The following is a 9130-nucleotide window of genomic DNA, read 5'->3' on the forward strand; positions in this document are numbered from 1 at the left end:
ATATGGTATACAAAGGCATTATTGCTACTTTTCAAGCGCAAAGAAATTACAGGTGATGTTGGACTCCTTATGAAAAATATTAGAATTGCCTTTATTAAAGCCGGTTGGCACAAAGAGATTGTGCACAATGCTTTGGTGGGTTTTGAGCAAGAATTAAAAGCACAGAACGTTGAAGCGGAATTAAAAGTGCTGGAAGTGCCGGGCGCATTTGAAATGCCGCTGCTGGCAAAACGCTTAGCGGAAACCGGCAAATACGACGCGATCGTAGCGGCTGCGCTGGTGGTGGATGGCGGTATCTATCGTCACGATTTCGTTGCTGCAGCCGTGGTTGATGGCCTGATGAACGTTCAGCTGACCACCAATGTGCCAGTGTTCTCTGTCTCACTGACGCCGCACAATTTCCAGCCGGTCGATGTGCTGGAAAACTTCTATACCGAACACTTTATTAAGAAAGGCAAAGAGGCCGCGCGTGCTGCGCTGGCGATTCATAATTTGTCGATCGATTAATTCCCTCTCAGGAACACTTCATTATTCGTGGTGAAGTGTTCTTGCTCTCAATAATACCTCCCTGCCCTTAAGAACAATATGTTCTACGTTATTTCGAAAATCGCATAAGCCACTTTCTTTACTCTCCTCGGCTACTTCAACTTACGTAAATTTTTGTCGTAAACAGCAAAAGGTGTACAAAAACACTTCACATTCATAGCATTCACTATAATGTATAGCACAGGCTATAATTCTCAGGGGATGATTATGTTGATCAGGCACGTTGTATCGGTTGTGATGCTTACGCTCGCGATGAGCACTTCGGCGTTTGCTGCCGACAAACTCAAAGTGGTCACTACTTTCACTGTGATCGCAGACATGGCAAAGAACGTCGCAGGTGATGCCGCCGAAGTGACATCCATCACCAAACCCGGCGCGGAGATCCATGAATACCAACCTACCCCGGGCGATATTCGTCGCGCGCAGGGTGCCGATTTAATCCTGGTAAACGGTTTTAATCTGGAACTGTGGTTTAGCCGCTTCTATCAGCGCCTGAAAGGCGTGCCGCAAGTCACAGTGACCGAGGGCATTGAACCCTTAGGTATTACCAAGGGCCCCTACAACGGCAAACCCAACCCACATGCCTGGATGTCACCAGACAATGCGCTGATTTACGTCGATAACATCCGTAAAGCACTGCAAAAATACGATCCTGCCAATGCCGCCGTTTATCAGGCCAATGCGGATCGCTATAAAACGCAAATCCAGCAAACCCTGGCGCCGATGCGCGCGGAGATTGAAAAACTGCCGGAAAACCAGCGCTGGCTGGTGACCAGTGAGGGCGCTTTTTCCTATCTGGCACGTGATTTGGGTCTGAAAGAACTTTATCTCTGGCCGATCAATGCCGATCAGCAAGGCACACCGCAACAGGTGCGCAAAGTGATTGATGCGGTGAGAGCCAACCACATCCCGACTATCTTCAGCGAAAGCACCATCTCCGCCAAACCGGCCCAACAGGTCGCGCGTGAAGCGGGTATTCACTACGGCGGCGTGCTGTATGTTGACTCTCTCAGCAACAGTGACGGGCCGGTTCCGACCTACCTTGATCTGCTGCGCGTGACCACCGATACCGTAGCCAAAGGCATCACCGCCGGGAGCCAAAAATGACCCTAAACGTGCAGGATGTTAGCGTCACCTACCGCAACGGTCACACTGCGCTGCGTCAGGCATCTTTCTCCGTGCCAGCGGGCAGCATCGCCGCGCTGGTGGGCGTCAACGGCTCCGGGAAATCCACACTGTTTAAGGCGATTATGGGCTTCGTGCCGCTTTCGACGGGTCAGGTCACGCTGGCAGAGATGCCCGCGAAGCGTGCGCTGAAACACAATATCGTCTCCTATGTGCCACAGTCGGAAGAAGTGGACTGGAGCTTCCCGGTGCTGGTGGAAGATGTGGTGATGATGGGCCGCTACGGCTATATGAACATGCTGCGTATCCCGCGTGCGGAGGACAAACGCCGCGTGGATGAGGCGCTGGCACGCGTTGGGATGAGTGATTACCGCCATCGTCAGATTGGTGAACTCTCCGGCGGGCAGAAAAAACGTGTCTTCCTGGCACGTGCGCTGGCTCAGAGTGGGCAAATCATCCTGCTGGATGAGCCTTTCACCGGCGTCGATGTCAAAACTGAAGCGGCGATCATCGCCCTGTTGCAGGAGCTGCGCGATGAGGGCCGCACCATGCTGGTCTCCACGCACGACCTCAACACCATTCCTGATTACTGCGACCGCTGCGTGCTGGTGAAAAACACCGTACTAGCCAGCGGCGAGCTGCGCGACACCTTTACCGCCGCCAATCTGGCACGCACCTTTGACGGTGAGGTACAGCAGCGCAATGCCGCACTGTTGCAGAAGATAGCCGCGCAACCGGGGGCGGATCATGTCGTGGATTATTGAGCCGTTTGGCTATCAATACATGCTGAATGCGATGTGGATCGCCGCGCTGGTCGGGGCGATTTGCGCGTTTCTTTCCTGCTTTCTGATGCTGAAAGGCTGGTCGCTGATTGGTGATGCGCTGTCACATTCGATAGTGCCGGGCGTAGCTGGCGCGTACATGCTGGGGTTGCCCTTCTCACTCGGTGCCTTTCTCTCCGGCGGACTGGCGGCAGGCAGCATGCTATTCCTTAACCAGCGCACGCGCCTGAAAGAGGATGCGATCATCGGACTGATCTTCTCCTCCTTCTTCGGCATCGGGCTCTTTCTGATGTCGCTCAATCCGACGTCGGTCAATATTCAAACCATCGTACTGGGCAACATCCTCGCGGTGGCGCCCGCCGATATCTGGCAGCTCGGCACCATCGGCGTGGTGACGCTGACGTTATTGCTGCTTAAGTGGAAAGATTTGATGGTGACGTTCTTTGATGAAAGCCACGCGCGCTCACTTGGGCTGAATACCACCGGCTTAAAGATCCTGTTCTTTACCCTGCTCGCTGCCTCCACCGTCGCCGCATTGCAAACCGTTGGCGCCTTTATGGTGATTTGTCTGGTGGTGACACCCGGCGCCACCGCTTATCTGCTCACCGATCGCTTCCCGCGTTTGTTGATGATTGCCGTGGCTATCGGCAGCATCACTAGCTTCCTTGGCGCGTGGAGCAGCTATTTCCTTGATGGTGCCACTGGCGGCGTGATCGTGGTGGCACAGACTCTGGTGTTCCTGTTGGCGTTCGTCTTTGCGCCTAAACATGGCGTGCTGGCGGCCCGGCGACGCGCTCGTCTGGCGCAGGAGATCAACCTCAATGATTGAAATACTGCTGAGTCCTTTCGAATTCGAATTTATGAATATGGCGCTGATCATCACGCTGATTTTGTCGCTGCCGTGCGCCATGCTGTCCGCATTTTTAGTGTTAAAAGGCTGGTCACTGCTCGGCGATGCCATGAGTCACGCGGTATTTCCCGGCGTGGTGCTGGCGTGGTGGATCGGCCTTCCTTTCGCGATTGGCGCTTTTATCGCAGGCATGCTGTGTGCACTCGCCACCGGTTTTATCAGCCAGAATAGCCGCATCAAGCCTGATACCGTGATGGGCATTGTGTTTTCGGGGATGTTTGGTGCCGGACTGGTGCTCTACCTAAAACTGAAACCGGAAGTCCATCTCGACCACATTCTGTTCGGCGATATGCTGGGTATTGGCTGGGCGGATATCGCACAAACCGCCGCCATTGCGCTGCTGGTGGTGCTGGTGCTAAGTGTGAAATGGCGCGATTTGTTGCTGCATGCCTTTGACCCACAACAGGCGCGCGCCTGTGGCATCAACACTAATGTGATGCATTACGGGCTGCTGTGTTTGATTGCGCTGACCATCGTTGCCGCGCTGAAATCGGTGGGAGTGATTTTGTCTATCGCCATGCTGATCGCGCCAGGAGCGATCGCACTGCTATTGGCGCGGCGATTCTTACAGGTCATGCTGCTGGCGGCGCTGATTGCCATCCTGACTGGATTTTGCGGAGTGTACGCGTCCTTCTTCCTCGATAGCGCGCCGGGCCCCACCATCGTGGTGCTGTATAGCCTGTTATTTGTGGTGACGTTTGAGAGTGTGAGCTGGCGCGAGAGAGCGAATGGTCGCGGCTTAGCGGCTATCAAATAAAGTGATTCCGGGCCGCAAATTTCAAGATTGGGCCATAAATTTAATTTATTGGGCCGATAATGAGTGAAATGGGCTGTAAAATATTTATAATGGACCGTAAATGTTTAGTGTGGGCCATAAATATCGATATCATGGATCATTAACGTTCAATATGGGCCACAAATCTACCTGGTCTTAAGCTTTCAGCGAGTGCAAAGCACGGGCCAGGTAGATTTCTGATTTATGGATTTTAAGCTAATCCCAGAGGCATACGATTTTGATCCAGCCAACCTCCCCAGATGATCTTTCAAACCTTCAACACCAAATTCTCTCAACTATCGCAAGTGCCGAGTCTTCGCTTAGTTCCGGTGACCTCGCGGGCCGTCTTGGTGTGGGTCGTTCTACGATCAAACGGCATATCGAGGTTTTGCTTGGTCAAAGCAAAATTACCCGGCACGGCGTAGGACGGGGGACTCGGTATACCGCGCTGGCGCCCTTGAACAAGCTACCCCAATACGGTTCATCGGTGACGGAGAAGACCCCTGAATATCATTCCTCTTCCCTCACTACAGCTCAATCATTGCATCAATATCTAAACTTACCCCTGTCAGTAAGGGATATTTCCGGGTATGACCGAAGCTTCGTGGACAATTATATTCCGAACGAAACGTTCCTCCTGCCCCAGACGCTAGCCCTGGCCTTGATGAATGAAGGCAAAATGGCAGGGCAACAACCCGCAGGTACCTACGCGCGAAAAGTTCTGGAGCAATTGCTCATTGATTTGTCCTGGTCATCTTCTCAACTTGAAGGAAACCGATATTCATTGCTGGCCACCGAAGAACTATTCAAAAGTGGCGCGGCATCAAATGATTTAGATGCCGTCATGCTGCTTAATCATAAACAGGCAATAGAGTTTTTGGTCGATGCAGTCCCTGAATCTGGATTAACTGGGCCGGTAATCAGCAATTTACATGCTTTATTGATGCATGATTTACTGTCAAATCCTGACGAGTTGGGAGCGATCAGACGCAAAATCGTGAATATTTCGGGAACGACCTACACTCCACTACAGGCACCGTTCCTGTTAAAAGAAATGTTCGACATCATTATCAAAAAATCACGGCTGATTAATAATCCTGTGGAGTCAGCCTTTTTCCTGTGGGTCAATATCGCTTATCTGCAACCCTTTGAAGAAGGGAATAAAAGAACCAGCAGGCTGGCCGCAAATATTCCACTCATGATCTACAATAGTGCTCCACTCTCCTTTCTTGATGCTGATGTCACAAGCTATGCCTACGCAATGATGGGAATCTATGAAAAACGTGACGTGACTTTAGCCGTTGAGTTGTTCGAACATTTATATCGTCGTTCAATCAAACGCTATGCCGTCACACTGGAAGCTATGGGCGTTCCGGACCCGTTTAGACTTCGTCACCGGGAAGATTTAAACACCACTATTCGCTTAATCGTTGCAGAGGGTCAGAATATTGAGTCTGCGATGCAGGTGATTGAACTTGATCCTGATGACAAAGAGCGATTCATGCAGCTTTTACAGAACGAGCTACGCATATTGAGTACGTTAAATTGTGCCCGGTATCGTCTATCAATATCGCTAACGGAGCAGTGGATCCGTCAGGGTCGGCCAGGTTAGTAGTGAGGCCGACATACATCGTACATACCCGTTTTTGGCTAACCCGCATCGCGGCTTAACGTTATAGTGCCCTCTCTGATGACGATATGAAACCGGCATGAAACTCACCCTCGACAATGATCTCACCATCCGCAAACTGCTGATTTTCAGTTGCTACATGGAAACGGAAAACCTCGCCAGAGCGGCAGAAACGCTGGGGATCAGCACCGTGAGCGTGCATCGTGCGCTGCACACGTTGGACGAGAGTTTGCGTTGTCCGCTGTTTGAACATAAAGGCCGCAACCTGGTGGCACTGCCCGCCGCTACGACGCTGCTGGAATACAGCCGGGAAGCGCTGGCCACGCTGAGTCAGGGCATTGATGAAACACGACGCACTGCAGGTATCGGTCTGGGGCATCTGCGTGTGGGCACCTTATATTCTCTGTCGCTGGAAACCGTGCCGCGTCTGATCATGAAAATGAAACTGCGCCGCCCCGAGTTAGAACTCAACCTCACCATGGGTTCTAATGATTTGCTGCTGCGCGCGCTGAAAGACAATCAGCTGGATGCGATTATCATTTCTGTCAGCGAAGCCGAGATTGATGAAAAGATTTTTGAGCAGGTCGCGCTGTTCCAGGATGACATCTTCCTCGCCGTGCCAGCGGGTGGCGATGATAAAAGCGAGGAAGATATCGATCTGCGCAGCTACAGTGACAAACCCTTTGTCTCGCTAGCCGAAGGTTTTGCCACCTTTGCCGGTTTTCAGGAAGCCTGCCACGTGGCCGGTTTTGAACCCAACATCGTCACGCGCGTGAATGACATCTTCTCGATGCTGAGTCTGGTGCAGGCGGGCATGGGCTATTCGCTGGTGCCGGGCAGGATGCGTAAGCAGTATGAAAACGATCTGCGTTTTCTCCGCTTAGCCGAGCCGTATCAAATGCGGCAACAGATCGCTATCGTGTTTCCGCGCAACCGCGAACATGATCCAAATCTGCTGGCGCTGGTGGCTGAAGGGCGTATGTTCGCCCTGAGTTTGCAGGAAAAAGTTCAGCGCGCCAGCCGCTGAAACAGACGCAGCGCCAGTTCAGCGCCGCTGCGCTCAAGGGCAATACATTCGCCCTGACACTGCACGCTGCGCGTTAAGCCCGTCAGCACTTCACCGGGCGGCATCTCAATCACCAGACGCACTTCACGTTCTTTTGCCGCCACCATCGCGTCATGCCAGCGCACGCTGCGCGCCATGTTCATCGCCAGATCGTCAGCAATACGCTCCGGCTGCCAGAGAACGCGGGCGCTGCTGCCGCTGAGATAAGCGAATTGTGGACGTTGCAACCTGACCTTATCGATAGCGGCTTTGAGTTGCTGCGCGGGGCTATCTAGTAGTGCACAGTGTGAAGGCACGCTGATCGCCAGCCGCTGCGCTCGCTGTGCCCCCTGCGCCAGCGCCTGCTGCGCCACTGCCGCCATGGCACTGTCACTACCCGCTATCACAATCTGTGTTTCAGCATTGATGTTGGCGATAAAACTGGTTTGCCCATCCACCAGCGCTTCGACTTGTGCCAGCGTCATACCACTGATCGCCGTCAAACCATAGCCCTGCGGATACGCCTGCTCCATGAGTTCACCGCGCAGCGCCACAAGGTGCAGAGCATCGGCAAAATCTATAACCCCTGCGATCACCGCCGCAGGATACGCACCAATTGACAGGCCACACACCATATCGGGCTGTAATCCGCGGGATATCAGCTGGCGTGCCGCCGACACGCCCGTAATCAGCAGCGCCAGTTGTACCGCGCGCGTATGTTGCAGTGCGGTAGCCGAATCGAGCTGCAACAGGTCATCACCCAGTACCTGATGCGCCACCTGCCAGGTCTTATCGCGTGGCAGCGACTGCAACATGGCAGGCCGTTGCGTGCCTTGTCCCGGAAAAGTGAACAGCGTTTTCATTCGATTTCCTCCGTCCAGGGAAGATGTGTCAGACGGGGACCGCGCGCGGTTTTTAACAACACGCGCCCCTCACGCAGCCACTCATTAAGCGCGAACGCCCCCACCGGCGTTTCTATCTGGGTATCTACACGACAGGGTAAACGTGCAAGTTGCTGCTGCCAGGCCTTAAATTCCTCCGCCTGCAACGGCAACGGTGCGCGAATTAACAGGTCGAGATCGCTCGTGGCATGCAGCACCGGCAACCCGGTCGCCAGAGCGAATCCCGTGCTGCCGGTCACGCCCCACGACCATGACCAGCGCTGCTGATGCAGTTTCATCACTGCCTCAACCGTGGGTAATGCGCGAAACACAGAATCGCTTGCATGCGCCAGTAGCCCCTCCGGTGTATCAATCCGCAGCACATCATGCTCCCGCACCCATCCCGCCGCCCGTTGATGGCGTGCACTGCCACGCACGCCAATCGGAATGCGATCCTGCCGCATCACATCACGCCGCACCACGACCGGCTGCTGAGCGTTCCACTGTTGCGCCACCCAGCTTTCCTTAATGTCGAGCAGCGTGGTATCAGCGTGCAGCCAGAGCAGATCGTGTGGGCGGATATTCATGATTACATTCCTGAAGTTAGGCTAATAAACAGCGGCAGTGACACAATCGACAGCAGCGAACTCAGTAACAGTACCGCTTCGGCATCCGGTGACTGCACACCAAAGCGATTACCAAATACCACACCAAAGAAACCGGCTGACAGCGCAATCATCAGAATCGCGGTGATCGCCACGGTGCCGTGCAAACCAAACAACATCACAATGCCCCACGCCAGTAACGGTTGGATCAGCAGTTTGGTCACTGTCGAGCTGATCACCATGCTGTTGATTTTCAGCTGACGTGCCGAGAGGATCACCCCGGTCAGGAACAGCGCGGCGGCGGTGGCAGCCAGACCGAGCGGTTTAATCGCGGCCAGCACCAAATCCGGCATTTTGATGCCAATGGCTGACAGCACCACGCCCAATAGCGGTCCCAGCACAATCGGTTTTTTCACCGAACGCCACATCAACACCGGCAGCATCGCCAGCGTTGAACGCTGTGTTTCCCCGGCGGTACGCGCTTTTTCACGTTCGAGAATCAGCAGGCAGAAGGGGGTCATCAGCACTGAACCGCAGGCAATGGAGACGGCAACAGAGAGCGATGTCGCCGAACCTTCTCCTACCACGCTGCCAAGGATGGGCAAACCTAGCGCTGCGTAATTAGGCAACGCCACAGTCAGCGTCAATACAGCCGCATCCTGTGGCGACTTTTTGAAGATTTTAGTGGCAACAAAATAGAGCACCGCGTAGGCCACCCACATCGCCAGCGTCAGCACCACAATCAGCGGCATCTGCGCCACAATCCCGCTCCACGGCGTTTGTACCGTGGCGCTAAACAACGCGGCGGGCAGCGCAAAATCCATCACAAAA

Annotated in this window: 10 protein-coding genes; 7 read left to right on the forward strand and 3 right to left on the reverse strand. The window is 53.9% G+C overall.

The annotated features are described in order from the left end of the window. Positions 1 to 69: 69 nt before the first annotated feature. The 7 genes from RT340_RS19760 to RT340_RS19790 all read left to right on the forward strand — a co-directional run bounded on the left by RT340_RS19760 (position 70) and on the right by RT340_RS19790 (position 6795). Positions 70 to 507, forward strand: coding sequence for a 6,7-dimethyl-8-ribityllumazine synthase (locus tag RT340_RS19760; protein WP_034830445.1), 438 nt, complete (start codon positions 70 to 72; stop codon positions 505 to 507). Between the two features lie 276 nt (positions 508 to 783). After that, the gene (locus RT340_RS19765; protein WP_313377552.1) at positions 784 to 1653 is read left to right on the forward strand and encodes a metal ABC transporter substrate-binding protein; all 870 of its coding nucleotides are present in this window, start codon (positions 784 to 786) and stop codon (positions 1651 to 1653) included. Continuing rightward, a complete protein-coding gene (locus tag RT340_RS19770) occupies positions 1650 to 2435 on the forward strand; it encodes a manganese/iron ABC transporter ATP-binding protein (RefSeq protein WP_097118806.1) in 786 nt (261 codons plus the stop codon). The genes RT340_RS19765 and RT340_RS19770 overlap by 4 nt, the downstream gene beginning before the upstream one ends. Beyond that, positions 2419 to 3282, forward strand: a complete 864-nt coding sequence (gene sitC, locus RT340_RS19775) for an iron/manganese ABC transporter permease subunit SitC (RefSeq protein ID WP_211728651.1) — start codon at positions 2419 to 2421, stop codon at positions 3280 to 3282. Before RT340_RS19770 ends, sitC begins: the two co-directional genes overlap by 17 nt. Beyond that, positions 3275 to 4120, forward strand: a complete 846-nt coding sequence (locus RT340_RS19780) for a metal ABC transporter permease (RefSeq protein ID WP_097118804.1) — start codon at positions 3275 to 3277, stop codon at positions 4118 to 4120. The genes sitC and RT340_RS19780 overlap by 8 nt, the downstream gene beginning before the upstream one ends. 256 nt (positions 4121 to 4376) lie before the next feature. Beyond that, the gene (locus RT340_RS19785; protein ID WP_313377548.1) at positions 4377 to 5750 is read left to right on the forward strand and encodes a Fic family protein; all 1374 of its coding nucleotides are present in this window, start codon (positions 4377 to 4379) and stop codon (positions 5748 to 5750) included. Between the two features lie 97 nt (positions 5751 to 5847). Further along, a complete protein-coding gene (locus tag RT340_RS19790; protein ID WP_313377549.1) occupies positions 5848 to 6795 on the forward strand; it encodes a LysR family transcriptional regulator in 948 nt (315 codons plus the stop codon). On the opposite strand, the gene mdcH is transcribed toward RT340_RS19790, so the two are convergent. The 3 genes from mdcH to RT340_RS19805 all read right to left on the reverse strand — a co-directional run. After that, the gene (mdcH, locus tag RT340_RS19795; RefSeq protein ID WP_097118802.1) at positions 6777 to 7676 is read right to left on the reverse strand and encodes a malonate decarboxylase subunit epsilon; all 900 of its coding nucleotides are present in this window, start codon (positions 7674 to 7676) and stop codon (positions 6777 to 6779) included. The two genes, RT340_RS19790 and mdcH, sit on opposite strands and share 19 nt — an antisense overlap. Then, the gene (locus RT340_RS19800; RefSeq protein WP_313377550.1) at positions 7673 to 8281 is read right to left on the reverse strand and encodes a malonate decarboxylase holo-ACP synthase; all 609 of its coding nucleotides are present in this window, start codon (positions 8279 to 8281) and stop codon (positions 7673 to 7675) included. The genes mdcH and RT340_RS19800 overlap by 4 nt, the downstream gene beginning before the upstream one ends. Positions 8282 to 8283: 2 nt before the next feature. Continuing rightward, positions 8284 to 9130: AEC family transporter (locus tag RT340_RS19805; RefSeq protein WP_313377551.1), on the reverse strand; the 847-nt coding region annotated here is incomplete at its 5' end.

Origin of the sequence: Pantoea sp. CTOTU50773, from assembly GCF_032082325.1 — a bacterium.
GTDB lineage: Bacteria > Pseudomonadota > Gammaproteobacteria > Enterobacterales > Enterobacteriaceae > Pantoea > Pantoea communis.

Excerpts from the sequence above, each read along its gene's own strand:
- RT340_RS19770 (WP_097118806.1), top strand. The coding sequence starts at position 1,650 with ATGACCCTAAACGTGCAGGATGTTAGCGTCACCTACCGCAACGGTCAC.
- RT340_RS19765 (WP_313377552.1), top strand. The coding sequence starts at position 784 with ATGCTTACGCTCGCGATGAGCACTTCGGCGTTTGCTGCCGACAAACTC.
- sitC (WP_211728651.1), top strand. The coding sequence starts at position 2,419 with ATGTCGTGGATTATTGAGCCGTTTGGCTATCAATACATGCTGAATGCG.
- RT340_RS19790 (WP_313377549.1), top strand. The coding sequence starts at position 5,848 with ATGAAACTCACCCTCGACAATGATCTCACCATCCGCAAACTGCTGATT.
- RT340_RS19800 (WP_313377550.1), bottom strand. The coding sequence starts at position 8,281 with ATGAATATCCGCCCACACGATCTGCTCTGGCTGCACGCTGATACCACG.
- RT340_RS19780 (WP_097118804.1), top strand. The coding sequence starts at position 3,275 with ATGATTGAAATACTGCTGAGTCCTTTCGAATTCGAATTTATGAATATG.
- RT340_RS19760 (WP_034830445.1), top strand. The coding sequence starts at position 70 with ATGAAAAATATTAGAATTGCCTTTATTAAAGCCGGTTGGCACAAAGAG.
- mdcH (WP_097118802.1), bottom strand. The coding sequence starts at position 7,676 with ATGAAAACGCTGTTCACTTTTCCGGGACAAGGCACGCAACGGCCTGCC.